This is a genomic window from uncultured Methanobrevibacter sp., from assembly GCF_902788255.1.
Classification (GTDB): domain Archaea; phylum Methanobacteriota; class Methanobacteria; order Methanobacteriales; family Methanobacteriaceae; genus Methanocatella.
Window position 1 is genome coordinate 51,873 of sequence record NZ_CADAJR010000013.1, and the last position, 23,771, is coordinate 75,643.

Below are 23,771 nucleotides of genomic sequence, written 5' to 3' on the forward strand. Positions count from 1 at the left end.
CACTTTAAAAAATTAATGGTGATAACATGGAATACATATATGCGGCAATGATTTTGCACAGTGCAGAAAAAGATATTAACGAAGAAAATGTTAAAAGTATTATTGAAGCAGCAGGAATTGAAGCTGATGATGCTAGAATCAAAGCTTTAATCGCAGCTTTAGAAGACGTTGACATCGACGAAGCTATGGAAACTACTGCAATGGCAGCAGCAGCACCTGCAGCTGCACCTGCAGCAGCTGAAGCAGCTGAAGAAGAAGAGGAAGAAGAAGAGGAAGAAGAAGAAGCTTCTGAAGAAGAAGCAGCAGCTGGATTAGGTGCTCTCTTCGGATAGATTTTTTAAATCTATCACCTTTCTTTTTTTTATTTTTCTTTTTGATCAACGAACTGACTATTTTTTTAAAAGCTTATTTTTTCAAATTTATAACAAAACCGTTTTTTTGCCGATTTTTCATTAATTATTTATTAGTCAAAAAACATATTTTATACTAATAAATTATTTAGAACTGATTTATATGGTAGAAATTTTTGACGAACTTGGTTATAAAAAACAAACTTGTAAAACTTGCGGACAGGAGTTTTACTCACAAGTCGACCGTGACACCTGTGGGGACGCTCCATGTGATGAGTACGAGTTTATTGCAAATCCTGCAACCGACAAACCGTACAACTTATATGAAATCCAGAAAGTTTTTAGAGAATTTTTAGAAAGCGAAGGACACACTCATGTCCACAGATATCCCGTTCTTGCCAAAAGGTGGAGGGATGATGTATTTCTGGTTGGCGCATCCATTTTCTGTTTCCAGCCTTGGATTACCTCAGGTCTTGTTAAGCCGCCGGCTAACCCAATCGAAATGGCTCAGCCTTCAATCAGACTCAACGATGTTGATAATGTCGGACGTACAGGAAGACACATGACCTGCTTTACAATGGGAACCCACACTGTAATCAACAAGGAAGATGACTTCATCTACTGGGAAGACAGAACCATTGAACTGTGCCACAAATTCTTTGAACATATAGGCATCAACACCGAAGAGATAACATTCATCAAATCCTGGTGGAGTGGTGGAGGTAATGAAGGTCCATGTTATGAGGTATGCTGCCGTGGAGTGGAACTCGCTACCCTTGTATTCATCCAATATGAAACCCTTGAAGACGGATCCAAAAAGGAAATTCCTATCAAGGTTGTGGATACCGGTTACGGACTTGAACGTATCGCATGGATTTCACAGGGAACCCCAACAGCATACGATGCATGTTTCGCACCTGTGGTTGACAAGCTCAAGGAGTTGACAGGTGTTGAAATCAATGAGGACATTCAGGGAAGAAACGCCCAGATTGCAGGTATGATGGATATTGAGGATATCGGGGATTTAAAAGAGTTAAGACAACAGGTTGCTGACAGTCTTGATTTGACACTTGAGGAATATCTGAAGGCCGCCGAACCTATGGAAGCGATCTATATCATAGCAGACCATACCAGATGTCTGGCATTCATGATTGCCGACGGTATCATTCCGTCAAACGTCAAGGAAGGTTACCTTGCAAGACTTGTTTTGAGAAGAACCATCCGTTTCATGAAGGAATTGGACATGAAGGAATCTCTTGCAGACGTAATGGCAATTCAACTGGATTTCCTATCAAAATTCTACCCTGAAATTCGTGATTCAGAAGAACATATCATGAACATCATCACTTTAGAGGAAGAAAGATATGCATCAACAGTCAAAAAAGGTAAAAGCATCGTTAAAAGAGCAATCAAAAGGCTTAAAAAAGAAGGAAAATCAGAAATGCCTCTTGAAATGCTCATTGACTTGTATGATGCTCACGGTATGCCTCCAGAAACTGTTGTTGAAATGGCAGGCGATGACTTTACCGTAAATGTTCCTGACAACTTCTTTACCCAGGTTGCAGGAGCACACGAAAAGGACACCTCCAACAAGAAGTCCACATTCAAAGTTGACTATCCTGAAACAGACTTACTGTTCTATAAAGATTTCTACCAAGAAGAATTTGAAGCTGAAGTTTTAGGACTGGTTGAAAAGGATGGGGACAAATGCCTAATCTTTGATAAAACAACATTCTATCCTGAAGGAGGAGGTCAACCTTCCGATATCGGTGAAGTTTCCATTGATGGAAATGCATTTAAAATAAAACATGCTGAAAAGATAGACAATGTTGTGCTGCATCATGTGGATGGAGACATAACTGATGATGTTGTCGGCAAGAATGCCACTGGTAAAATCGATTGGAACAGAAGAATAACCCTTGCACGCCACCACACAGGAACTCACCTTGTTATTGCGGCTGCAAGAAAAGTCCTCGGTCAGCACATTTGGCAGGCAGGTTCACAAAACGAGCTCACACGTGCACGTATTGACCTTTCACACTACAAACGTATCACTCAAGAGGAGCTAAACGAAATCGAGAAGCTTGCAAACGAATACGTGATGCAGAACATCGAACTCGACATCAAGTTCCACACCCGTGACGAGGCACAGGAACTATACGGATTCGTGCTCTACCAGGGTGGTATCGTACCGGGCAAAATGATTCGTGTCGTTAAAATCCCTGGCGTTGACGTGCAGGCATGTGCAGGAACACATGTGATGAGAACCGGTGTTGTTGGACCGATTAAAATCAACAAGACCGAAAGGGTGCAGGACGGTGTTGAAAGGATTGACTTTTCAGCAGGTCTTGCAGCAATCGATTCCATGCAGCACGATTCAGAGCTTTTACGTGAAAGTTCAGGAATATTCAAGGTTGAAAACGACCAGCTGCCTAAAACCTGTGACAGATTCTTCTCCGAATGGAAGGCACAGAAAAATGAAATCGACCGTCTGAAATCCGAAATCGCATCATTGAAGATGAACTCTCTTGCAGATGAGTATGATGAAATCAACGGTTTGAAGGTTGTCCATCAATTGATTGAGGCAGACTTCAAGGAACTTCAAAAGATGGCAACCGACTTTACAGACAACGGCAAGGCAGATGTTGTCATCATGGGAAACAATGATGGTAAAATCGTTGGTGCAGCTTCACAAAATGCCATTGACAGTGGAGTCAAGATCAATGAAATCATCAAGACTGCTGCAGGTGTTTTAGGTGGTGGCGGTGGAGGCCGTCTGACCTTGGCACAGGGTGCAGGTAAGAATGCAGACAAGATGGATGAAGCTATCCAGACTGCAGTTGATTTAATTTAAAGGGATTATTATCCTTTATTTCTTTTTTTTTTAATTTTCGATTTTTTTTTAATTATAAATACTTTTTTGAAGTGTGATTTTGTGTTTTTTCGCACTTGGGCAATTTAGATATGTTTTGGAGTATTAACTTATTTTGTGTATGGTTTTAATGAAAATTATTAATAGTTAATTTTTACATACATAACAAATTGAAAGTGATGATTTAATGGCAGAATATAGCTTTTGTGAAGGAGATAAAATACTTCAAAATTTAATTAAATCTGAGGATAAAAATAAAATGTATATTTTAACTCCTCATTTAAAATCTAGGGCTAATTTAAGAAAAATTGACATTGATTATATTAAAAAGATGCTTTTAACGCAAGAACCGCTTGGTGTATTGTCCAGTAGGAAAAAATAGATTTAAAATTTTTTATCCAAGTGAAAATGACCCCTACTTTGATTTAATCATTGTCATTGCGATTGATGATGATCAAAAAATTATAGGGGTTACAACATATGAAGATATAATAAGTCATAGGGAGGGAATAAAATGATTAGGAAAGAATTTAAAGTAACAACTGAATATGAGGAATCATTGGACATTTATACCATCACTGTAGATGAAGATTTTGAATTTGGTAAATCATTAGAGGTAGAAGATGGCGTTATTTTGGATTTTGATAAAAATAATATTCCCATATCCATTGAAATTTTAGATATTTCTAAACGTTTAGATATTGAAAAAAAGGAAGTTGCTTCCTCAACTATTGACATGAAGATTGTTTGCACTGGTGAACTACTGGAAATATCAATTGTATTTGTCTATATGGTTCATGATGAGAAATTTGAAAAAACTATTGACTCAAAGCTAATTAACACATTTGAAGTTCCTCAAATTGAATTGGCTACCGCATAGGTAGTTTCAAACATTATTATTTTTGAGTTAATTCATTCTTTTCAATAACAACACTTGAAGCAGTTTGGATACTGTAAGACAAATTTAAAAAATTATATTGATGTTATTCTGTGGATTTAATCCATTACATTAATTTTATAAGTAAGTAAGCTTAAAAATTATACTTGCTGTTATATTTAAAAACTAGTATTGAAGGGATTGCTATTTTTTTCAGCGTGTACTAAAATTAAGAGTTGTTTAAATGAATTATGATTTAATAATTGCTAGATATGGTGAAATTGGATTGAAAAGTCCAAAGATAAGGTCACGTTTTGAAAGAAGGCTAGTTAAAAATATTAAAGCTACTTTTGAATGTGAAGTCGAAAGAAACCAGGGAAGAATTTATATTCTTCCTGAAGACTTTGAAGACGGGGTTGAAAAGTTGAACCGCGTATTCGGTGTTGTCTCATATTCTCCGGCAACTTCAACAAAAACTACCTATGAGGACATTGATGAAACCTTAACCGGTTATGTTGAGGAATTGGTAAAGGAGAATCTAATCGATGAGAACACCAAATTTGCAATCAAATGCCGTCGTGTTGGAAAGCATGACTTTACCTCACAGGAGATGGCGGCACACTGCGGTGGTGTTGTAAGAAATGTCGTTTTGGCGCCGGTCGATTTGACAAATCCTGATTTGACAATATTTGTTGAAGTAAGGGATGGGGATACCTATATTTTCCATGAAAAAATCAGAGGGCCTGGAGGACTGCCTCTGGGAACACAGGGAAAGGTTGTGGTATTGCTTTCAAGCGGTATAGACTCTCCCGTTGCAGCCTATCTCATGATGAAGAGAGGATGTGAGGTCGTGGCACTTCACTGCAACAACGATCCGTTTTCAGGTCCGAAGGTCACTGAAAACTTCAATCTACTTGTTGACCAGTTGAATATTTATGCTAAAGGAACACCAATCAAGCGAAGGGTTGTTGACTATGGGGAATACCTGACAGCCGCCAAACAGAAGGCTCCGGAGAAAATGACCTGTGTATTATGCAAATCCGGAATGTATCACATTGCAGAAAAACTGGCTCGTAAGATTGGGGCTGATGCCATTGTTGACGGAAGCAGTGTGGGACAGGTAGCCTCACAGACACTATCAAACATTCTGGCCACAAGATACGGTGTTGAAATGCCTATATTGTCTCCTCTGATTGGACTTGACAAGGAGGAAATCACGGCTATAGCAAAGGACATAGGCACATTCGAAATATCAAAAATTGATGATGGCGGATGCAGTGCCGTTCCTAAATATCCTGAAACCCGTGCCGATTTGGAACGTGTAAAGCAGGCATGTGAGGATATGGATCAGGATGCGGAAATTGAAAAAGCATTTGAAAAAATAAGAAAACTTGATTAAGTTTTCTTTAAATTTTTTTTTTTGGTGTAAATTTATATATTATGTTTGACAAAATTAATAGTATAGTCCCGTGGGGTAGTGGCAATCCTTTTGGGCCCTGGACCCAAAGATAGCGGTTCGACTCCGCTCGGGACTACTAAATTATCTTATTTTTTTTAAAACACCTGTTATACTATTTTTATCTCATGCATACTGACTATTAATGAGTATAATTATCTTGCATAGATGACAATTATTAAATACTATACTTGTCAAAAATAAATAATGTATAGTAAATAATTACTTTACTAATCGAGGTATTAAAATGAAAACTACAGTTAGTGTAATTAAAGCTGATATTGGAAGTGTGTCCGGACACTGTGTCGCACACCCAGAATTAATGGATATTTGTGATGAAGTTTTAAACGAAGCTTTAGAAGCAGGTATCTTAAAAGATTACTATATATCCCGTTGTGGGGACGACATTGACTTAATCATGACTCACGACAAAGGTGTAGAAAACGAAGAAGTGCACGAAACTGCATACAATGCATTCATGAAAGCTACTGAAAGAGCACGTGAATTAAAATTATACGGTGCAGGTCAAGACTTATTATCTGACACATTCTCTGGAAACATCAAAGGTATGGGTCCTGGTGTAGCAGAAATCGAATTTGAAGAAAGGCCATCTGACCCTGTTCTCATATTCTGCTGTGACAAAACCGAACCTGGTGCATTCAACTTGCCAGTATTCAGAATCTTTGCAGACCCATTCAACACTGCAGGATTAGTTATTGACCCATCCTTACACGATGGATTCAAATTTGAAGTATTCGATGTAATCGAACACAGAAAAGTTATTCTCAACTGTCCTGAAGAAATGTACGACTTACTCGCATTAATCGGTTCCACCGGAAGATATGTTATCAAAAGAGTATGGAAGAAAAACGGTGAAATCGCAGCTGCAATAAGTACCGAAAGATTAAACTTAATGGCTGGAGAATACGTTGGTAAAGACGACCCAGTATGTATCGTAAGAGCACAATCTGGTTTCCCTGCAAACGGTGAATGTGTAGATCCATTTGCATTCCCACACATGGTAAGCGGATGGATGAGAGGATCCCACAACGGTCCAATGATGCCTGTATCCGAAGCAGAAGCAAACCCAATCAGATTCGACGGACCACCTAGAGTAGTCGGATTAGGTTTCCAAGTAGCTAACGGTGAATTGATCGGACCAGTCGACTTATTCGACGACCCAGCATTCGACCCAACCCGTGAACAAGCTGCTAAAATCGCAACTTACATCAGAAGACACGGTCCATTTGAACCTCACAGATTACCTGCTGAAGAAATGGAATACACTTCACTTCCTGGTGTAATGGAAAAATTAGAATCCAGATTTGAAGACATGGATGATTAGATTTAAAGAGATTTCTAATCTCTTCTTTTTTTACTTTTTTTGATAATCAGTTAATAGTCAATTTGATTTAGATATTCGTCAATTTCTTTTTTCATTTTTACATTCAAATAGATGTCTGCATCATGTATGTTGGCTTGATTTTGATAATGTTCTCATTTTTTAATTCTTTAATTGCTTTTTTAATGTATTTGCAGGGAATTTTTGGTAATCGTTTACATACATTTTTGATGGGAGTATGGCGCTTGTTGTAGTATCTGTTTTTGTGTAATGATTTGATTATGCTTTTCTTAACTTCTTCGATATCAAATTTTTTTGCCATGACTATATGTTTGTATTACTTTTATTTAAATATTTATTACTAATTGTTTAGATAATGTACAAATTAGAAATATTTATTAATCTCCAGTGTACATATGTTATATTGGTGAGAATTGATGTTTCAAGAAATATTTGGAAATTGTCCTCAGGCTAAAGTATTGCAATTTTTATTTTCCGCACCTGTTGATGAGTATACAAAACAGCAAATTGCCGTTGGTTCAGGCATTTCAAGAGTGACTTTGGATAAATTCATCAATACATTTATTGAAAATGAAGTTATCATATATCAAAATTCGAAGTATATCTTAAACATGAAATCCGAGTTTATTAGAAAGCTGGACATTGCGCAGGAAGAATTTATTAAATTTGACTTCAATAAACAATTGGAAGAGGGAGAGGAAAAATCTGATGAAGTGTCTGATGATGAATTGGATGAAATTTTAAGTAATATTCCTGATGAGTTGAATTTAAATGAATTGGAAAATGAAATAGAATCCGATGAGGAAATTCTTGTTAATAAAAAGGAATATGAAAATTTAAAAGATTATTTCATTACATTTTCAGATAAAGAAATAAAAATGACTGATTTTTCAGCTATTAATGATAAAAAATGGTACATGATGGATGTGATTGAATGACCGATAAAAATGTAGATATCAAATCAAAGATTAACATTGATGAAAACTCAAAAGTTGTTTATGCATCTTCTTTTGGAGTTGGGGGCAACAATGAAGAACTTAGGTTAATTGTCATAAACAATAAATTGGTGAATGATGGTGATGATGTTGAACTAATCAATGAATCTGACTTGCAGATTGTCATGAACTACAATACCGCAATAAAGTTGAACAAACTTTTAAGCAAATACATTGCTCAAAACAAATAATTAGATTTTATGTGCTGTAATGATTGTAAAACTGCTTGAGTTGATTGTTATTCTACAGTTATCAACCTCAACATAGTAATTTTTTCCTTCTTTTGTGACTGCTGAGTCTTCCTTTTGCAGTTTGGAAATGCAATACTCTACAGGTTCGCAGTCAATTTCCAAATTCTTCTGTATTCTTCCAACACCCATTTCGGTTGTATGGATTTTATCGATGTTTTTAAGTAATGTTTCCTTGTGCATTTCATCACCTTGTTTTTGCATTTTGATTGATTGTATAATTAGTTATTTATATATTACTTGCCTATTTAGTATTATGTCATTTTTAAAATTCATTCTTAAAAATCCATTCAGGAGAAAAACCAGTGCGTTATTGTCCATTGTGGGTATTGCAATAGGCATTATCGTAATTGTTGCTCTTGGTGGAATCACAGATGGTTTGGTCAACTCATTTGAGGATACAATCCATGCGGGGGGTGCTGATTTTCAGATTTCAGGAAAGGAAACTGGGGATTCAGCATATGGGACCAACACCATTGATGCAAACTGGACAGATAAGATAGCAAATGTGGAGGGCGTTGACAAGGCCTTTCCGATATATGTTGTTCTCACATCGGTCGGTGATGACTATATGAACACCCTGATAGGTATTGATCCTGCAGGCACTGAACTGGCTGACATCTCCATGAAGGAGGGCAGAATATTTGAAGACGGTGCAGATGAGGTCATCCTGGGTGAGATATATGCCGATGACAATGACTATAAAGTGGGGGATACGATTGAAGTCAACCATGAGGACTTTGAGGTTGTGGGAATATACGAATCCGGAGACTCAAACATGGCGGGTGGAGTGTTCACATCAATATCCCGTGTCGGGGAGCTGATGGATGATGAGGATTCAATCTCAAACATCTACGTCAAGGTCGATAAGGGTGTCGATGCCCAGGTCGTTGCCGACAGGATTGACGAGAAGTATGGCGATGACATTACCACAATCACATCAGTCATGGAAATGGAGCAGATGGCGGACATGCTCAACATGCTTCAGGCATCAACATGGGCAATTTCCCTTTTGGCCATTGTTGTCGGTGGACTTGGAATAATCAACACAATGCTAATGTCAGTCTTTGAAAGGACCCGTGAAATAGGGGTGCTCAAGGCTGTCGGATGGTCAAACCGCAAGATCTTGACAATGATTGTCGGAGAGTCACTGGTCATCACAATAGTGTCTGCAATTGTTGGGTCAATAATAGGTTTTTCAGCATGCACACTATTGGGTCCGCAGATGGGCATTGAACCGTTGTTCACTCCAAAGATTTTCGCACAGGCATTTGCAATTGCCATTGTGGTTGGAATAATCGGTGGAATCTATCCTGCCCTTAAGGCTGTAAGGCTTCCTCCAACAGAGGCATTGAGGTATGAGTGAGGTGATAAGATGAATGCTGTAGAGATTAGGGACTTATATAAAAGCTATGAAGGTGGAAAGATTAAGGCATTGAACGGAATAAACCTCACAATTGCCGATGGGGAGTTCGTATCAATCATCGGGCCGTCAGGTTCAGGAAAATCAACACTTCTCAATATGCTCGGAGCACTGGATGTGCCGGATTCCGGAAGCATCAGCGTTGCGGGTGAAGACCTGGCAAGCTCAAAAAAGCTGAATGAATTCAGGGGTGAAAAAATCGGTTTCATTTTCCAGCTGCACAATCTGATTCCAAACATTTCAGTTGTGGAGAATGTGGAAATTCCGATGTACACCCAAAAGATGTCCTCAAAGGAGATGAGGCAAAAGGCATTGAAACTTCTCGATGATGTTGGTCTTAAAGATAAGGCTGACATCAAACCCAATAAGCTGTCCGGTGGTGAGCGTCAGAGGGTGGCAATTGCCCGTGCACTAGCAAATAATCCTTCAATAATATTGGCAGATGAACCAACAGGATCACTAGATTCAAAGACAAGTACTAGAATACTTCGTCAACTAATTGATTTGCATGAAGATAAGAATGTTACACTGATAATTGTAACTCATGATATGGATGTGGCCAAACTTGCAGACAGAGTTGTTGAGGTTTTGGACGGTGAGATAATATCTGCCGGTGATGAATCTTTGATTCACAGTAAAATTGATGTCTAGCATCAAATTTTACTTCTATTTTTTTTAGAATATGTTATTTTGAAATTTGATATGTGGTAATGATTAGTGATTTTATTATTTTTCAGATAAATTTATATTATCTGAAAATATAATATTAATTAAATAAAATTAAAGGGGTCTGAATATTATGGATAATATAATTGCAACAACAACATTGTATAAAAATTATCAATTGGCTATCCCTAAAGCTATACGTAATAAACTCACAGATTTAACTATAGAGGACACAATCATTGATTGGTCTATTAATGAAAATAATGAAATCATAATAAGGCCTAGAAAAAAAGTAAGTCTGGATGACGTATTGGGCATTATTGAAGATGATGATCCAAGAGATGCGGTTGAACTAAAAAGGAGTTTATACAAATGAAAAAAATTTTATTGGATTCATCATTCATCATTGCAATATTTAGAAAAAATGACCCTCTACATCAAAGAGCAATAGAGAACAGAGAAGTTTTAGATAATGAGTGTTACATCTCAAATGGAATTATATCTGAAGTAATGACAATACTTGGCCAAAAAACAAAGGATGTTGCATTAGTTAGGTTGGCATATAACTATATGAAGGATAATTTCACAATCATCAATGAATCAGATATTAACATGTACAATGATAATGTATTTTCAATATTTGAAAAATACAATAAAAACAAATTCAAATTAGGATTTATAGACTGTTCCGAAGTCGTAATATATGAATATTATGACTTGGATTATGTTGCAAGCTTTGATGGAGAATTCAAACTATTTGATGAAATTAACTTGCTTGACTTAAATTAAGAAAAAATTTAATTAATTGAAGTATTAATATAGCACTGATTTTTCTCTACAATTAGGATGGATAGATTATGAAAAAAACAAAAGTAATATGCAGTATAGGTCCGGCATCCAATTCCGTTGAGGTCATGGGCGAAATGGTCAATGGAGGTATGGATTGCGCACGTATCAATTTCAGCCATGCAACAAGGGAAGATATACTCAAAACAAGAGAGGTTGTTCGTGAAGTTAGAAAAATTTGCAACAAGCCTGTGGCCATTCTCTACGATACAAAGGGGCCGGAATTCAGAACACTTGAATTCAAAGATGACGGAGTGACCCTTGAAGAGGGTGAAACCATTCATATGAGCAAAAATTGTACTGTAGGCAATGAAAATGAATTTGGAGTCAACCACAGCGAAGCCATTGACTTCATTAATGTGGGGGACAAGGTTCTTTTGGATAATGCATTGTATGAGCTTGAAGTCATCGGGAAGAGTGACGATGCAGTTGAGCTGAAGGCATTGGGCAAGGTCAAAATCCAGGATCACAAGACCGTTAATGTTCCGGGTGTTGACTTGAAACTGGAATTCCTTAGTGATGTGGATAAAAGTGACATTGCATTTGCCGCCAAGCATTCATGTGATTACCTGGCGCTGTCATTTGTCAACACAAAAGAGGATGTTCTCGCAGCCCGCCAAATCATTGAAGATGCAGGCGGTGATGCATGCATCATTTCAAAGATTGAAAGCCGAATGGGTATTGAAAACATCGATGACATAATTGAAGCGTCCGATGGAATCATGGTTGCCCGTGGGGATTTGGGTGTTGAGGTTCCCCTTGAGGAGCTGCCGATGCTTCAAAAGGACATCATCAGAAAATGCCGTGAAAAGGGCAAGTTTGCAATTGTTGCAACAGAAATGCTTGCTTCAATGTATGAAAATCCAAGACCTTCAAGGGCGGAGGTTTCAGATGTTGCCAATGCCGTTCTGGATGGAACCGACTGTGTGATGCTTTCAGGTGAAACCACTGTCGGTAAGTATCCTGTGGCTGCCACTGAAATCATGAGCAGAATCTGTAAATATGTGGAGTCAACCATAGACTATACAAAGCATGTCGCATACAAGGGAACAATAGAAACCAGCGACACCATTGCCAAACTGGTTGTTGATGCGGTTGAATACTCCGATATCAAACTGATTGTCACACCTACCATGACAGGATTTACCGCAAGTAAAATCAGTAATTTAAGGCCAAATTCCATAATATTGGCATGCTGTCCGTCCAGCCACATTGCAGAAAAGGTGGTCCTGAACTTTGGTGTCAAGCCTGTGATAACTGAAATATTTGAAGACACTGATGAGATGGTTGAAAGCGCAAGGAAAATCGCCAGGGAAGAATTCAATCTCGATGAGGGGGATTTGATAATAATCACAGGAGGATTTCCTCTGGGTGAGTCAAGAACCACCAATTATTTGAGGATTCTTGAAGTGTGATGCAATGTTTACTTTAAAGGGCATCTCTGTGGAGTAATGTAATTTGCATTATAATTTCAAAATCTTATATTTTTCACGTATCTTGGAATATAAGATACTCTAAAAATTTCATTTTTTTTAAAAATTGTTTTCACTTTGTAATATTGCTTTCAGTTTGAAAAATTGACTTCATTTACAACAAAAACTATTTAAAACTCGTAATATATACCAATATTTGATAATATTATATTAAATTTAAAAAGGTGTATATTATGACTGAAGAAAATGAAATACAAAGAACTCTGTTGTATATTGGTGATGAGGGTGAAGTGTCAATGGATGTAATTGTTGACCCGAAAATGGAAACATTTTGGGCAACTCAAAAAACAATGGCTGAAGTATTTAATGTTAAAGTTCCAGCAATAAGTAAACATTTAAAAAATATTTTTGAAGAAGGTGAATTACAAAAAAATTCAGTTGTTTCCAAAATGGAAATAACTGCATCTGACGGCAAAAAATATAATACAAATTTTTACAATTTGGATGCTATTATATCAGTAGGCTACAGAGTAAACTCTAAAAATGCAACACACTTTAGAATATGGGCTACTAAACAATTAAAAGAATTGATAATCAAGGGATTCGTTTTGGATGATGAATTGTTGAAAAATGGTTCCAGATTTGGGATTGATTATTTCACTCAATTGCTTGAACGAGTAAGAGACATCAGGTCATCTGAGCGAAGATTCAATCAAAAGATTACAGATATCTATGCAACAAGCTTTGATTATAACAAGGATGCTCAATTGACTCGTGAATTCTTTGCAACAGTTCAAAATAAGTTAATCTATGCAGTCAGCGGTCACACTGCTGCAGAAATTATTGCTGAGAGAAGTGACAGTGAAAAAACTAATATGGGTTTGACAAATTGGAGCAATCCAAATGGTAAAATCATTTTAAGTGATGTTGTAATCTCTAAAAATTACCTTAATGAAAAAGAGTTGAAACGCTTGAATTCATTGGTTGACGGTTTTTTAACACTTGCCGAAGCGAGAGCTTTGAACGAGATTCCAATGTCAATGGGTGACTGGAAACAGGTTTTGGATGATTATATTAATTTGAATTTGCTACCGATTCTTGAAGGAAAAGGTAAAATTTCCTCAAACGATGCTAAAAAAATTGCAAAAGATGAATATGATAAATTTAAAGTCATTCAGGATAAGCATTATCAGTCCGATTTCGATAAGTTGATTATTGATATAAAAAGAGTGGAAGGTGTTAATTAGATGATTCCATGAATCATCCTTAATGCGTCAAGCAAACCGTGGCTGTATTCGATGCAACCGAATGCAGTCCTCATATCTTCCTTTTCAAGATAATATTTTGAATCGTTCCAATAGTCTATGGCCCTGTCATACACTTCCTTTTCCTTTCCCTCAAAGGTAATGTGGGCTACCTGATTCAGGTTTCTCTCCAGTTTTGCAATGTCTTTTGCTATTTTTTCAGGACTTTCCAAATCACTCATTTCAATTGCCTCCAAACATGTATGATTCTTTGGGCGACTGTAAAGTATGATAAGATTACCAGAATGTAAATGATGTATGTAAAGTAGATGTCTCCCGCAAAGTATCCTATAATTGCTCCAACCATTAAGATTATCATACGAACTGCGCGTTCAGCTATTCCGATGTTGCACTCCGCACCCTGGGATTCCGCTCTTGCCCTTACGTAACTTACTGTTATTGCTGAGTGAATCGCCAGTACACCGACAAACCAGTCACAGTATCCTCCAAATATTATTCCAATGTAGATGATTGCATCTGCAAACCTGTCCATTGTGGAGTCAAGAAACGCTCCGAATGGGGATGCCCTTCCATGGAATCTTGCAACCGCACCGTCAACGACATCAAGAAAACCTGAAAGGAGTATTGCCACGCATCCTAAAATCATGTTGTGGTTGGCAAATCCATAGGCTGCAAGCACCGCAACAAAAGGTGAGATTACAGTTACAATATTCGGATTTATGTTTAAATTTCGAGCTAACGGGTTCAATATTCTTGTTAATAATGGTCTTAAACTTTGAAGCATAATTATATATGAAGATTTCATCTAATATAAATTTAAATGAAAGTCGTAAAAACAAGTATTGATAATTTTGATGAAGATATTATTTTTGAGGCCATAAACGTCCTTGCCCGTGGTGGTGTGGTGCTGTACCCTACCGATACCGTGTATGGGCTTGGGGCAAATATTTTTGACAACAAGGCCGTAAGAAGAATTTTTGATATTAAACAGAGAAGCTTTCTGAAACCTATTTCAATACTTGTACGTGACATTGATGCAATCGATCTGGTTGCCAAAACCACACTCGGCCAGAAAAACACCATCAAAAACTATCTTCCCGGACCATACACATTCATCTTAAACAAAAGGAAGATTGTACCGAGGGTAATCACCAGCGGTCTTGTTAATGTCGGTGTAAGGGTGCCTGACTGTGAGCTGGCCTGCAGGCTTGCAAGCATTTTTCCGATAACCACCACCAGTGCCAATCTCTCTGACGATGAGGTTTTAAGCAATCCTTCAGAAATTCTCGAGCAGCTGGACTGTGAAGTGGATATGGTCATCGATGTCGGCGAGTTAAAGTCAAATCATGCCTCATCAATCGTTGATCTGACCGGTTTCAAGCCAAAAATAATAAGAAAATGAAAGAAAAGAATTAATTATTCTCTTCTTTTGATAACAACTGCAACCACTGCAATTACTATTACAATAAGGAGGATTATGATAGGATATCCTGCCTTTAAAAGGTTTGTAGCAGTATTGTTTTTAGGTGCAGTAGTGTTATTTACTTCTTTAACGTTGTTGTGCACAATTGTAGTGTTGTTTTCGATGACAGTTGTGGTATTTTTTACAATTGTAGTATCGTTTTTGACAACTTTGTTGTCTGCCTTTTTAGGTTCTGTTTTATTGTCTTTAGAGTTTTTATCATCAGTCTGATTCTTTTCAGGTGTTGCATTTCCTGAATCTGCCTGTTTGTCGTTATTTCCTGGAGTGACATTGCCCGCAGGTTGTGTGCCGTTATTGTCATCACTTTGTTTGTCGTCGGATGCAGATTCATCACCTGAAATGACTGGCTCTACAGGTTTTTTGGAAACGGTGTATCCCAGACATTCAATATGGTCTTCATCAGTTGACTTTAGAAGTTCGAAGGTGAATGTTGCCTCGGTTGTGTTGTCGATGTTTACTGTTTTGCTTTGTCCAATTTGTTCATTGGAATCCATTACTGCTTTTATGACTTCGTCTCCAGTATCCATATTTCCATTAACTATTTTGGAAATTATTTCACCCAGATTGTTTTCCTTTCCAAGTTTGTATGCTTCGATTATTGCCAGTTTCACGTAGTTTTCTGTTTGGCTATTTGCAAACGCTCCTGAAGTGAATGTGTCTCCGGTTTCAATTGTTCCTGTTGAACTCAAACAGAATCCTGTAAATCCGTCATTAAATTTAAATTCGCGTCCTGAAATTGAAGTGACCTTGATGTAGTTTGAGGTATCTTCAATCGCTTGATTGTTTGCATTGTTAATTTCTGTATTCTGGCCGTCGTCAGCTAGTTGGCTCTCATTTACAGAATTGTTTTCTGCAAAGGCAATACTGGCCAGACAGACTGAAAATATTAAAACTATAAGTAATGCGGTAATTTTTCTAGTCATTTTTAACACCACTTAATAAGTATATTTCAATATTGATACATATATATTTTATAAAATACAATATCTATCTATGAAAGTATTGGCTAATTTTGAAGACAATCATAAGATTCCATCAAATTCATCATTGGATGTGCTTCTTGATGGAGGTTTTGAAAAGGGCACTGTCACCCAGGTATTCGGCTCACCGAGTTCCGGTAAGAGTAATGTGACTCTAACCCTTGCTGTCAATGTTGCAAAAAACAATCGCAAGGTTGTCTATATAGATACTGAAGGCGGAATATCAATTGACAGAATAAAACAGATTTCAGGACCGCACTTTTCAAATGTAGCCAATAACATTATTGTTTTTGAACCGACTGACTTTCTCGAACAGACTGAAACCCTGAGGTCAATCGATGTTTGGATTAGAAAGCATCATGAGGAAGTGGATTTGATCGTTCTTGATTCTGCAGTTGCGCTCTACCGTGTGGATGACATGAAATCCTACAAGTTAAGCAAGGAATTGAGAAAACAGGTCCAATTGCTTTCAAACATTGCACGAAAGTATGACATTGCCGTTGTAATCACAAATCAGATTTACAATTCCTTTGATGATGAGGGAAACAGTGAAGTCAGGGCAGTCGGAGGAGATATACTTGAGTATATTTCCAAAGTCATAATCAAATTGGAACGTGGTGATGAGATTAATCAGAGAATCGCCACATTAAAACGTCACAGAAGCATTCCTGAAGGAAAAAGTGTAACATTTTTCATAACTTCCGAGGGAATTGCTTAGTTAATTTTATAAATTATTAAAAATAGATATTTATTTTGGAATTGTTTGAGTTGATATTATGAGGGATAAGGATTTTGATATTAAAAACCCGAAAAAGAAGTTCCAAAAGACAGAAAGGGTGCCTCCGGAAGGATACTCTTCAGCTAACGACTTCTTTGAAGATATGTACATGGATGAAGATATGATATGGATGGGACAGAACACCAACCATTTGCATGATGATACAATATCTGACGCCATGATTGAAGCGATTAAGCAAAAGACATACTGCAAATATCCTGCCCCTGAAGGATTCAGCGAATTAAAACAATTGATTTTAGATGATTTGGGATTGGAAGGTCTGGAAGTGCTTTTGACTTCAGGTGCAACCGAATCACTGTACCTTGTAATGCAGGCTCTTCTTGAACCTGAGGACAACGTGATTCTATCAGATCCTGGATACTTCATCATCGGAGATTTCGCAAACAGGTTCTGTGATGAGGTAAGGTATGTTCCTATTTACCATGAAGAAAATGATTACAAGCTCACTCCTGACCTTTTAAGGGAGAATATGGATGAAAACACCCGTATGGTAATATTGATTGATCCGTTAAACCCATTAGGTTCCTCATACAATGAAGATGAATTGAAAGAATTTGCCCAAATCGCAAAAGAAAACGATTTATACTTATTACATGATATAACTTACAAAGACTTTGCACGTGAGCATTTCCTGGTACAGAACTATGCTCCTGAACAAACATTGACCATATACAGCTTTTCCAAAATATTCGGAATGGCCGGTTTAAGGATTGGTGGTGTGGTATCATCAAAACCTATAATCGATGCAATCAAAAACGCAGTGGTTAATGACCTTGGAGTGAACATCATCTCACAATTCGGTGCAATCGCAGGTCTCAAATCAAAACCTGAATGGTTTGAAAAGATGAGAGAAACCTGCTTTGAAAACCAAAGGCTGATTAATGAAATGATTGAGCCTATCGAGGGTGTCTTCCTGCCTGTCTATCCGTCTGATGCAAACATGATGGTAATCGACCTTTCAGGTGCGGGAATTGATCCGAAGGTAATGTCAAACTATTTGGTTGATAAAAAACTGTTCACAAGGGAAGGCGAATACACTTCAGAGGAATTCGGTGACAGATACCTGCGTATCAGTTTCTCAATTCCAACAGAGGAAATCAAAGTCTTTTGTGAAGAGTTCCCTAAAGCAGTGGAAGCTTTAAGGACAAAATAGGTTAATGGTATGAGATTTAGGTATCATCAACCTACTCCTAATTTTTACAGTATTGATAATCCTATTAAACCAAAAACAACCATCACAGATGATTTTTTAGATGAATTCAGAGATATCGCTCTTGCGTCACGATTTGTTGGACTCAGCTATTCCAAGTTAAGTGACGAGTTTAAAAGCGAGTGGGACATCGACTGGGACAATATAATTATACTCAAGTATTTCATGTCCTCAGACATTCTTAAGATGGATCCTTCAAAGGAAAAATGCAAGTTGATGGATGCGGAATTTCAGGAATTCGGCCAGAAAACATTTGCACTTGCAGACATTTTAAGACAAGAGGGTTTCAGGGCGGATTTGATCAATCCTTTGGATGACCGTGTAAGTTTGAGGGCAATAGCATTACAGTCAAACGAAGCGGTCATTACAAGAAGCAACATGTGCATGTTCAGGGAAGGGTTGAACCTTGGATTTTTCATGATTAAAACATCAATTGAAAACCTGCCGTTTAAAACCGAAAACGACATGGGATGGGTGAGGGACTACTGCTCAACATGCGGCGTGTGCATTGACAGATGCCCTGAAAACGCATTTGACGATGATGAGAAATTCATAAGGAAATCATGCACTGCCCATCGTGAAGGCTGCAGTGTGTGCATCGATTTCTGTCCATTTTACAAAAGAGGTTATGAGAAGGTAAAACAAAGATACGGGAGAATGAAAAAATGAGTGATAAAATAGCATTGGTATCTTGCAGCGGATTAAGTCCGCTCGGATTAGTAGTAAGGGCAGCCAGCGTTGAACTGGCACTTGAAAACGATAACATTGTAGCGGCATGCATCACAGAGTATTCAGCACAGCCAAACAATTGCTCTCCAATTCTTGAGGATGCAAAGATCGTTACAATAACCGGCTGTGGGGATGACTGCGCTTCAGTAATCCTAAACGATAAGGATGTTGATGTGGTTAAAAACATTTCAGCCGATGCAGTTGTCAAAACCTATGATTTGAATCCATTGGATGCAGTCAGACTGGATGAAGACGGTGAAAAGGCTGTGGAGATATTGAAACGTTATATCTTGAAAGAGCTTGAAGGAATCTAACGGGAACGTATTTCAACATTTTCCATTTCCTTTATTTTGCAGATATCATCGTTTAAAATTAATAGGATCATCTCCAATGTTTTCTTAATTCCATCCTCCGATCGACTGAAGAGCATTTCACTGTTGTTTTCACGCAAATCAGCATAAACGCTGGTTGTTGTTGTTATTTCATATTTAGGTGTGATTATTGTTATTGCCCCATGTCCGATTCCGGCAGTTGTGCCGACGGCGATATCACAGTCGCTCAAGTCTTTAACGGATTGGGCCATGATTTTACTTACTTTCTTATCTCCGGATTCATCATAAACCTTAATGCCCTTAATTAGCATTTTCGGTTTTGGAGGATTTTCAACATTCAATATTTTGGAAACGGCCTCTATTGTAGGGATGAATAGGCTGCATGTTACGCTAAGCTCATTATAGTTGAAATCACCATATTTTTCAGGGTTTTCAACATATTCGCATCCGAAGTTTCCTTCATAATCTTGAGCTAATGCATGAAGTTCCATTCCGATTTTTCCATGTGTGAAACATTCCGCTGTCGCTATCTTAATCATTTTTATCTCTCAATAGTTTTAAGGCAGTCATTGTAATTATTTTTGCAACTTCATCAAGAGTGTATGGAGTGACCGGCTCATTGTCCCTGATTAGTTTGTTTGTTGTTAGGATTAGATGATTTTCAGTTATTCCTTCCTTTCTTAACTCTTCAACGGCAGGATTTGAATCGTCGTACTCTGAAATGTCTTTTATCTCAATGTTTTCATTACCGAATCCGAAAATTCCTGCGGTTCCAATTGTTTTGGCACCATTTTCATGGGCGTGTTTGATTATCTTTGCGGCGGTAGGTATTGTGTTTCCTCCTGCAATGACAATGATCACCACATCTCCCTTAATCAAATCAAGATTGCTCTCGTCAATGTATTCAGGATGGCTTTCAATTAATCTGAAATTTTCATCATGAGTGCACAATTGCCTTAGGAAATCCGGCTTGTTCTGACCGCTTTCGGCACCAAGCATTGTAAAAATCACATCTCCCCCATCAATCTTCTGTCCATCGAATGCTGCGATAACTTTAGGTCCGCCCCTGTGAACTTGGATTAAATTTATTCCAATTCTTAAACCTAATCTTCCACATCCAATCAAGTCAATTCTTCCGCGAGGGACTTGTTTGTCTTCCATTTTTTTGATTTCATCATTTACCATATTATCACTCGAATTCTAACTTTTCCATAGGCTTTTCATTAATAATTTCCATATTGATGTCAAGTTCTTTTAAAACATCTGCAAGTGCATATAATCCTGGAAGTTCACTTTCATGATGATTTAGGTCAATCAGTGTTATTCCTAAGTTTTTGGCAAAAATTGCAGTTTGCTGGGTCATGTCCCCTGAAATCAATATTTTTATGTCCCTGTCTTTGGCAAGGGTAATGTAGTCGGGGTTTTTAAGTCCGAAACCTGATATTATTCCAATTTGGCCGGTCATTGCCTCGTCATCCGGCTTATTCACGATTCTCACATTATCGAAGCTGCTCAGAATAGTATTTTTTAACTCTAAAAAGCTTTGATTTGATTCACAAACTCTTCCAATGTGAGTGTTAGTGTCAAAATAGTCTATGACCTTTAGATTCAATGCATTTGCCAATGCATCATTTGCCCCGCCTTCAATAATATCCCAGTTTGAATGTATGGTGTATGTTGGTGTCTCTGGGATGAATAGTGGGGGATGGTGTGTAATGATTAGTGTATTGCCATTGTTTTCATCATGCTCCGGCAATAAATCCATATAAATTTTAATTGAGTCAATGCTCTGTTTCATGTCGTAATCTTTTTTAAATCCGATTTCATCCGAGCTTAATGCCAGGGATTTTGGAATTTTATCCTCTATAAACTTGATTATGTCTGTAAGTTTCATTTAAATCATTTCAGATGTTATTCTGTTCAATTCATCATGAATCATTTCATCCAAATTAAACGGTTTTATTGTTGATACTTTAAATGCATTGGCATTGGCAAGTTCAATAAATTTCTTTATGTTCTTTTCCTTAAATATGACTTCCTCATAAAATCCCATTTCACATGCGCTATAAAGAACACCTTCCTTTTCAAGAAACTTATTCAAAAGGCCTGTCAAGATGCCTATGGTAAGGGTCATTGTTCCTGATGTTTTTGTATTGATCCCTTTTGTTTTCAGTATCGCCTTGTTATTTGATTTGACTGCAGCTATTCTATCATGAATATTGTTCTTTTCTTTAAGTATATTGTCGTTGTCTTCCGCTACGGGATCCTCTATTATGAATACCTTCACATCAAATCCTGATGATTGCTCAATGCTGATGCCTCCAAATCCTGTCGTATCAATAACTATGTCTCCGGAGTAAATCAAATCAAGATTTGATGAAAATTCAATGTGATTTTTTAGCTTTCCTCCCAAACCAGTGTACAATAGATCTTCCAAATGAGGATAAATGTCTATCAATAGTATGTTATTGTATTTCTCGCTTAGTTTTTTAACTATCCCCACGCCTGTGAAGTATGTTCCAATCACCACTATTCTAGTGTTCACGTCAACTTTTAAGCTTTCAATATAATCGTAAACGGCATTGGACTTTTTAAAAATAATCTCATTGAAAATGTCAATTAGCTTAGTTTCAGATTTAATGGTAAGTACTTCAGAGGTTATTCCGGTATCTACATTCATTGTTTAACCTTCTATTTTTGTAAAACCAATTTTTTCAAGCGCTTCACAGGCTTCATCGTAAACCGCTTCCTCAATTGATTTTTTATGAATTAAATGTGATGGGGAGGTTCCTGCAGTGAGGATTCTTCCCTTGTTGTCAATGAAAATGAGTAGTGATCCTGAACCGGGAATTCCTAGGCGGCCCCTGGCTATTATCAAGTCGGCATCGCTTTGGTCAAGTGCCATGTAAGCCTTTGCAAGTGCAGGAATTCTGCTTGTGTCGGCAGTGTTTGTATTTATTTGAAGTATTTTGGCTTCAGGCAATCCGTAGCTTTCCAAAACCTGATTCAGCACTTCCACCTTAATCCCGTTTTTGTTTGGTATATAAATCTTTTCAGCATTCCTGATGTAATCCTGAATCTCACTTATTTCCTCAAGAGTGTCCCCTAAACGGGTGTTGTTTCGGGATTCCTCGAATGCGTTTTTTATCATTTTTTCAAATGCCATGGTATCATATTTTAAAAAAAGAGATTAAATAGTTTGAGGTACTAAATCCAATTTCTCAATGACATTGACGACTTCGGTGTAGTTGCCGTAATTTGGGGAGCCGACTCCCTTAACCTCATGAGGGTAATTGTCAGCTATCACTGTTGCCAGATTGTTTGCACCGGCCTTAAGTGAGAATTCCACATTCTCCGGTCCCACGGTTGGTGTAGGCATTGTAATTGTGATTGAAGGATACATTATACGTGTTATTGCAACAATCTTCAATTGCTCTTTCAATGGGAACGGAGGCCAATCCGCCATAGGTGTGCCTTCATATGGATTGAAACCCATAATTGGTATTTCATTCAATGTTTTAAAATTAGATAAATAGCGTAAATGCTTAATTCTGTCTTCTTTGCTTTCTCCAAGTCCTAAAAGCAATCCGGATGATAATCCAATTCCTGCGTCGCTTATCCTTTGGCATGTTAATATTCTTTGGTCTAAGGAGTCGCCAGGCTTTCTTTGATAAAACACGTCTTCATTTATTGTTTCTAGATTACAACATACTGTGTCCGCACCCAGTTCTGACAATTCTTTAACTGACCTTTCAGTCAAATCCCCTCCAACATTAACAAGTATCTCTAAATTGGAGTTTTCCTTCACTATTTTGCATGCATTAACTGCCTGTTTTCCTTTATAGCCATATCCTCCGGAACAGCTTACGCGGGGGATATGTGCCTCCTCGATGGATTTTACTGCAGTTAAGATTTCCTCATTGGATTTGTAAAATGCATTGTAATATCCTTTTTCAGAGGTTTCTTCAGCAAATCCGCAATATTCGCATCTAGGTTGGATTTGGCACTTGTTTGTGAGATGCACTGTAGATGTTAGTTTGATCACTTTTGATTGATTGTCTCTTATGTCGCATGCTATCTTGAATAACTTCTCTAATTCCTCGTCATCTTCGATATTTAACAATTCTAAAAATTCATCATCAGTTAATTCTTTTCCTTGTTTTGCTTTGTCTAAAATTTCATCAATCATATAACATCTAACTCTCTCAAATTTTTATTAAAAATAAATTAACTTATTTTTTAATAGCTGATTTGGCAACGATTAAAAAATAAGTTAAGAATTGTTGGTGTTAACCAACAATTGAACTTATTATGTGTTTATTCGTTTTTACCTAAGTAATCGAGTACGGTAGGTACGATTTCTGCTAAGGAACCGAAGTTCATTGAGTCAGCAGTACCTAATAATGCAGCTGGGTTTAAAGCATCGTCCATTTTGTCGATACCT

31 protein-coding genes and 1 tRNA gene are annotated in these 23,771 nt (G+C 37.4%); 20 read left to right on the forward strand and 12 right to left on the reverse strand.

Going from position 1 to position 23,771, the window contains the following annotated elements; genetic code table 11:
- Positions 1-26 precede the first annotated feature (26 nt).
- From rpl12p to fbp, 7 genes are all read left to right on the forward strand, one after another.
- Complete coding sequence (gene rpl12p, locus QZV03_RS04695; protein WP_295000801.1) at positions 27-332, forward strand: 50S ribosomal protein P1; 306 nt, start codon at positions 27-29, stop codon at positions 330-332.
- Between the two features lie 181 nt (positions 333-513).
- Positions 514-3,204: an alanine--tRNA ligase gene (alaS, locus tag QZV03_RS04700; protein ID WP_296874541.1), complete on the forward strand. Its 2,691-nt coding sequence runs from the start codon at positions 514-516 to the stop codon at positions 3,202-3,204.
- 205 nt (positions 3,205-3,409) lie between these two features.
- The gene (locus tag QZV03_RS04705) at positions 3,410-3,604 is read left to right on the forward strand and encodes a hypothetical protein (protein ID WP_296874542.1); all 195 of its coding nucleotides are present in this window, start codon (positions 3,410-3,412) and stop codon (positions 3,602-3,604) included.
- A gap of 132 nt (positions 3,605-3,736) precedes the next feature.
- Positions 3,737-4,102: a DUF2283 domain-containing protein gene (locus QZV03_RS04710; RefSeq protein ID WP_296874543.1), complete on the forward strand. Its 366-nt coding sequence runs from the start codon at positions 3,737-3,739 to the stop codon at positions 4,100-4,102.
- A 241-nt stretch (positions 4,103-4,343) separates the two neighbouring features.
- The gene (gene thiI / locus QZV03_RS04715) at positions 4,344-5,498 is read left to right on the forward strand and encodes a tRNA uracil 4-sulfurtransferase ThiI (protein WP_296874544.1); all 1,155 of its coding nucleotides are present in this window, start codon (positions 4,344-4,346) and stop codon (positions 5,496-5,498) included.
- 64 nt (positions 5,499-5,562) lie between these two features.
- A tRNA-Gln gene (locus QZV03_RS04720) sits at positions 5,563-5,634 on the forward strand.
- Positions 5,635-5,802: 168 nt separating this feature from the next.
- Entirely contained in the window at positions 5,803-6,900 is a 1,098-nt protein-coding gene (fbp, locus tag QZV03_RS04725; RefSeq protein ID WP_296874545.1) for a fructose-1,6-bisphosphate aldolase/phosphatase, read from the forward strand.
- A 103-nt stretch (positions 6,901-7,003) separates the two neighbouring features.
- On the opposite strand, the gene QZV03_RS04730 is transcribed toward fbp, so the two are convergent.
- The gene (locus QZV03_RS04730) at positions 7,004-7,219 is read right to left on the reverse strand and encodes a hypothetical protein (protein WP_296874546.1); all 216 of its coding nucleotides are present in this window, start codon (positions 7,217-7,219) and stop codon (positions 7,004-7,006) included.
- 115 nt (positions 7,220-7,334) lie between these two features.
- On the opposite strand from QZV03_RS04730, the gene QZV03_RS04735 reads away from it, so the two are divergent.
- Complete coding sequence (locus tag QZV03_RS04735; protein ID WP_296874547.1) at positions 7,335-7,856, forward strand: hypothetical protein; 522 nt, start codon at positions 7,335-7,337, stop codon at positions 7,854-7,856.
- Positions 7,853-8,104 carry a hypothetical protein gene (locus QZV03_RS04740; protein WP_296874548.1) on the forward strand — a complete coding sequence of 84 codons (252 nt, stop codon included), beginning with the start codon at positions 7,853-7,855 and terminating at the stop codon, positions 8,102-8,104. The genes QZV03_RS04735 and QZV03_RS04740 overlap by 4 nt, the downstream gene beginning before the upstream one ends.
- Here the strand turns inward: QZV03_RS04740 and QZV03_RS04745 are convergent, their stop codons facing one another.
- Positions 8,105-8,344 carry a DUF3781 domain-containing protein gene (locus tag QZV03_RS04745; protein ID WP_296874549.1) on the reverse strand — a complete coding sequence of 80 codons (240 nt, stop codon included), beginning with the start codon at positions 8,342-8,344 and terminating at the stop codon, positions 8,105-8,107.
- A gap of 73 nt (positions 8,345-8,417) precedes the next feature.
- Here QZV03_RS04745 and QZV03_RS04750 point away from each other — a divergent pair, with 73 nt between their 5' ends.
- The 6 genes from QZV03_RS04750 (at position 8,418) to QZV03_RS04775 (ending at position 13,776) form a co-directional block, all read left to right on the forward strand.
- A complete protein-coding gene (locus QZV03_RS04750) occupies positions 8,418-9,527 on the forward strand; it encodes an ABC transporter permease (RefSeq protein ID WP_296874550.1) in 1,110 nt (369 codons plus the stop codon).
- Positions 9,528-9,536: 9 nt separating this feature from the next.
- Entirely contained in the window at positions 9,537-10,235 is a 699-nt protein-coding gene (locus QZV03_RS04755; RefSeq protein WP_296874551.1) for an ABC transporter ATP-binding protein, read from the forward strand.
- 148 nt (positions 10,236-10,383) lie between these two features.
- On the forward strand, positions 10,384-10,626 hold the full coding sequence (locus QZV03_RS04760) for a hypothetical protein (protein WP_296874552.1): 243 nt from the start codon (positions 10,384-10,386) through the stop codon (positions 10,624-10,626).
- Positions 10,623-11,039, forward strand: a complete 417-nt coding sequence (locus tag QZV03_RS04765) for a type II toxin-antitoxin system VapC family toxin (RefSeq protein ID WP_296874553.1) — start codon at positions 10,623-10,625, stop codon at positions 11,037-11,039. The genes QZV03_RS04760 and QZV03_RS04765 overlap by 4 nt, the downstream gene beginning before the upstream one ends.
- Before the next feature lie 68 nt (positions 11,040-11,107).
- Positions 11,108-12,511 (forward strand): pyruvate kinase, encoded by a 1,404-nt coding sequence (gene pyk / locus QZV03_RS04770; protein WP_296874554.1) that lies wholly within the window; start codon positions 11,108-11,110, stop codon positions 12,509-12,511.
- Positions 12,512-12,762: 251 nt separating this feature from the next.
- Positions 12,763-13,776 (forward strand): virulence RhuM family protein, encoded by a 1,014-nt coding sequence (locus QZV03_RS04775; RefSeq protein WP_296874555.1) that lies wholly within the window; start codon positions 12,763-12,765, stop codon positions 13,774-13,776.
- Here the strand turns inward: QZV03_RS04775 and QZV03_RS04780 are convergent.
- Both QZV03_RS04780 and pgsA read right to left on the reverse strand, forming a co-directional pair.
- The gene (locus QZV03_RS04780; RefSeq protein WP_296874556.1) at positions 13,773-14,015 is read right to left on the reverse strand and encodes a DUF357 domain-containing protein; all 243 of its coding nucleotides are present in this window, start codon (positions 14,013-14,015) and stop codon (positions 13,773-13,775) included. The two genes, QZV03_RS04775 and QZV03_RS04780, sit on opposite strands and share 4 nt — an antisense overlap.
- Entirely contained in the window at positions 14,012-14,578 is a 567-nt protein-coding gene (gene pgsA / locus QZV03_RS04785; protein WP_296874571.1) for an archaetidylinositol phosphate synthase, read from the reverse strand. The genes QZV03_RS04780 and pgsA overlap by 4 nt, the downstream gene beginning before the upstream one ends.
- A gap of 36 nt (positions 14,579-14,614) precedes the next feature.
- Here pgsA and QZV03_RS04790 point away from each other — a divergent pair, with 36 nt between their 5' ends.
- Positions 14,615-15,196, forward strand: coding sequence for an L-threonylcarbamoyladenylate synthase (locus tag QZV03_RS04790; protein ID WP_296874557.1), 582 nt, complete (start codon positions 14,615-14,617; stop codon positions 15,194-15,196).
- 14 nt (positions 15,197-15,210) lie between these two features.
- On the opposite strand, the gene QZV03_RS04795 is transcribed toward QZV03_RS04790, so the two are convergent.
- A complete protein-coding gene (locus QZV03_RS04795) occupies positions 15,211-16,200 on the reverse strand; it encodes a hypothetical protein (RefSeq protein ID WP_296874558.1) in 990 nt (329 codons plus the stop codon).
- A gap of 70 nt (positions 16,201-16,270) precedes the next feature.
- On the opposite strand from QZV03_RS04795, the gene radB reads away from it, so the two are divergent.
- The 4 genes from radB to QZV03_RS04815 are packed head-to-tail and all read left to right on the forward strand — an operon-like array spanning position 16,271 to position 19,309.
- Positions 16,271-16,975 carry a DNA repair and recombination protein RadB gene (gene radB / locus QZV03_RS04800; RefSeq protein ID WP_296874559.1) on the forward strand — a complete coding sequence of 235 codons (705 nt, stop codon included), beginning with the start codon at positions 16,271-16,273 and terminating at the stop codon, positions 16,973-16,975.
- A gap of 58 nt (positions 16,976-17,033) precedes the next feature.
- The gene (locus tag QZV03_RS04805; RefSeq protein ID WP_296874560.1) at positions 17,034-18,209 is read left to right on the forward strand and encodes a pyridoxal phosphate-dependent aminotransferase; all 1,176 of its coding nucleotides are present in this window, start codon (positions 17,034-17,036) and stop codon (positions 18,207-18,209) included.
- 9 nt (positions 18,210-18,218) lie between these two features.
- A complete protein-coding gene (locus tag QZV03_RS04810; protein WP_296874561.1) occupies positions 18,219-18,935 on the forward strand; it encodes a ferredoxin in 717 nt (238 codons plus the stop codon).
- Positions 18,932-19,309, forward strand: coding sequence for a putative zinc-binding protein (locus QZV03_RS04815; RefSeq protein ID WP_296874562.1), 378 nt, complete (start codon positions 18,932-18,934; stop codon positions 19,307-19,309). Before QZV03_RS04810 ends, QZV03_RS04815 begins: the two co-directional genes overlap by 4 nt.
- On the opposite strand, the gene QZV03_RS04820 is transcribed toward QZV03_RS04815, so the two are convergent.
- The 7 genes from QZV03_RS04820 to QZV03_RS04850 all read right to left on the reverse strand — a co-directional run.
- Positions 19,306-19,866: a UPF0254 family protein gene (locus QZV03_RS04820; RefSeq protein ID WP_296874563.1), complete on the reverse strand. Its 561-nt coding sequence runs from the start codon at positions 19,864-19,866 to the stop codon at positions 19,306-19,308. The genes QZV03_RS04815 and QZV03_RS04820 overlap by 4 nt on opposite strands.
- Entirely contained in the window at positions 19,859-20,512 is a 654-nt protein-coding gene (locus QZV03_RS04825) for a hypothetical protein (protein WP_296874564.1), read from the reverse strand. Before QZV03_RS04825 ends, QZV03_RS04820 begins: the two co-directional genes overlap by 8 nt.
- A 4-nt stretch (positions 20,513-20,516) precedes the next feature.
- Positions 20,517-21,221, reverse strand: coding sequence for a Nif3-like dinuclear metal center hexameric protein (locus QZV03_RS04830; RefSeq protein ID WP_296874565.1), 705 nt, complete (start codon positions 21,219-21,221; stop codon positions 20,517-20,519).
- The gene (locus QZV03_RS04835) at positions 21,222-22,007 is read right to left on the reverse strand and encodes an SAM-dependent methyltransferase HcgC family protein (RefSeq protein ID WP_296874566.1); all 786 of its coding nucleotides are present in this window, start codon (positions 22,005-22,007) and stop codon (positions 21,222-21,224) included.
- Positions 22,008-22,010: 3 nt separating this feature from the next.
- Positions 22,011-22,493, reverse strand: a complete 483-nt coding sequence (locus QZV03_RS04840; RefSeq protein ID WP_296874567.1) for a DUF3236 domain-containing protein — start codon at positions 22,491-22,493, stop codon at positions 22,011-22,013.
- 24 nt (positions 22,494-22,517) lie between these two features.
- On the reverse strand, positions 22,518-23,516 hold the full coding sequence (gene hmdB / locus QZV03_RS04845) for a 5,10-methenyltetrahydromethanopterin hydrogenase cofactor biosynthesis protein HmdB (RefSeq protein ID WP_296874568.1): 999 nt from the start codon (positions 23,514-23,516) through the stop codon (positions 22,518-22,520).
- A gap of 128 nt (positions 23,517-23,644) precedes the next feature.
- Positions 23,645-23,771 (reverse strand): 5,10-methenyltetrahydromethanopterin hydrogenase family protein (locus QZV03_RS04850; RefSeq protein WP_296874572.1); only part of this gene is annotated, 127 nt, incomplete at its 5' end.

Coding starts and splice junctions, on each gene's coding strand:
- thiI (WP_296874544.1), top strand. CDS start 4,344: ATGAATTATGATTTAATAATTGCTAGATATGGTGAAATTGGATTGAAA.
- QZV03_RS04775 (WP_296874555.1), top strand. CDS start 12,763: ATGACTGAAGAAAATGAAATACAAAGAACTCTGTTGTATATTGGTGAT.
- QZV03_RS04730 (WP_296874546.1), bottom strand. CDS start 7,219: ATGGCAAAAAAATTTGATATCGAAGAAGTTAAGAAAAGCATAATCAAA.
- QZV03_RS04840 (WP_296874567.1), bottom strand. CDS start 22,493: ATGGCATTTGAAAAAATGATAAAAAACGCATTCGAGGAATCCCGAAAC.
- QZV03_RS04740 (WP_296874548.1), top strand. CDS start 7,853: ATGACCGATAAAAATGTAGATATCAAATCAAAGATTAACATTGATGAA.
- QZV03_RS04710 (WP_296874543.1), top strand. CDS start 3,737: ATGATTAGGAAAGAATTTAAAGTAACAACTGAATATGAGGAATCATTG.
- alaS (WP_296874541.1), top strand. CDS start 514: ATGGTAGAAATTTTTGACGAACTTGGTTATAAAAAACAAACTTGTAAA.
- QZV03_RS04780 (WP_296874556.1), bottom strand. CDS start 14,015: ATGAGTGATTTGGAAAGTCCTGAAAAAATAGCAAAAGACATTGCAAAA.
- radB (WP_296874559.1), top strand. CDS start 16,271: ATGAAAGTATTGGCTAATTTTGAAGACAATCATAAGATTCCATCAAAT.
- pyk (WP_296874554.1), top strand. CDS start 11,108: ATGAAAAAAACAAAAGTAATATGCAGTATAGGTCCGGCATCCAATTCC.
- QZV03_RS04735 (WP_296874547.1), top strand. CDS start 7,335: ATGTTTCAAGAAATATTTGGAAATTGTCCTCAGGCTAAAGTATTGCAA.
- QZV03_RS04815 (WP_296874562.1), top strand. CDS start 18,932: ATGAGTGATAAAATAGCATTGGTATCTTGCAGCGGATTAAGTCCGCTC.
- hmdB (WP_296874568.1), bottom strand. CDS start 23,516: ATGATTGATGAAATTTTAGACAAAGCAAAACAAGGAAAAGAATTAACT.
- fbp (WP_296874545.1), top strand. CDS start 5,803: ATGAAAACTACAGTTAGTGTAATTAAAGCTGATATTGGAAGTGTGTCC.
- QZV03_RS04810 (WP_296874561.1), top strand. CDS start 18,219: ATGAGATTTAGGTATCATCAACCTACTCCTAATTTTTACAGTATTGAT.
- QZV03_RS04760 (WP_296874552.1), top strand. CDS start 10,384: ATGGATAATATAATTGCAACAACAACATTGTATAAAAATTATCAATTG.
- pgsA (WP_296874571.1), bottom strand. CDS start 14,578: ATGCTTCAAAGTTTAAGACCATTATTAACAAGAATATTGAACCCGTTA.
- QZV03_RS04790 (WP_296874557.1), top strand. CDS start 14,615: ATGAAAGTCGTAAAAACAAGTATTGATAATTTTGATGAAGATATTATT.
- QZV03_RS04805 (WP_296874560.1), top strand. CDS start 17,034: ATGAGGGATAAGGATTTTGATATTAAAAACCCGAAAAAGAAGTTCCAA.
- QZV03_RS04820 (WP_296874563.1), bottom strand. CDS start 19,866: ATGATTAAGATAGCGACAGCGGAATGTTTCACACATGGAAAAATCGGA.
- rpl12p (WP_295000801.1), top strand. CDS start 27: ATGGAATACATATATGCGGCAATGATTTTGCACAGTGCAGAAAAAGAT.
- QZV03_RS04745 (WP_296874549.1), bottom strand. CDS start 8,344: ATGCACAAGGAAACATTACTTAAAAACATCGATAAAATCCATACAACC.
- QZV03_RS04830 (WP_296874565.1), bottom strand. CDS start 21,221: ATGAAACTTACAGACATAATCAAGTTTATAGAGGATAAAATTCCAAAA.
- QZV03_RS04835 (WP_296874566.1), bottom strand. CDS start 22,007: ATGAATGTAGATACCGGAATAACCTCTGAAGTACTTACCATTAAATCT.
- QZV03_RS04750 (WP_296874550.1), top strand. CDS start 8,418: ATGTCATTTTTAAAATTCATTCTTAAAAATCCATTCAGGAGAAAAACC.
- QZV03_RS04755 (WP_296874551.1), top strand. CDS start 9,537: ATGAATGCTGTAGAGATTAGGGACTTATATAAAAGCTATGAAGGTGGA.
- QZV03_RS04825 (WP_296874564.1), bottom strand. CDS start 20,512: ATGGTAAATGATGAAATCAAAAAAATGGAAGACAAACAAGTCCCTCGC.
- QZV03_RS04705 (WP_296874542.1), top strand. CDS start 3,410: ATGGCAGAATATAGCTTTTGTGAAGGAGATAAAATACTTCAAAATTTA.
- QZV03_RS04795 (WP_296874558.1), bottom strand. CDS start 16,200: ATGACTAGAAAAATTACCGCATTACTTATAGTTTTAATATTTTCAGTC.
- QZV03_RS04765 (WP_296874553.1), top strand. CDS start 10,623: ATGAAAAAAATTTTATTGGATTCATCATTCATCATTGCAATATTTAGA.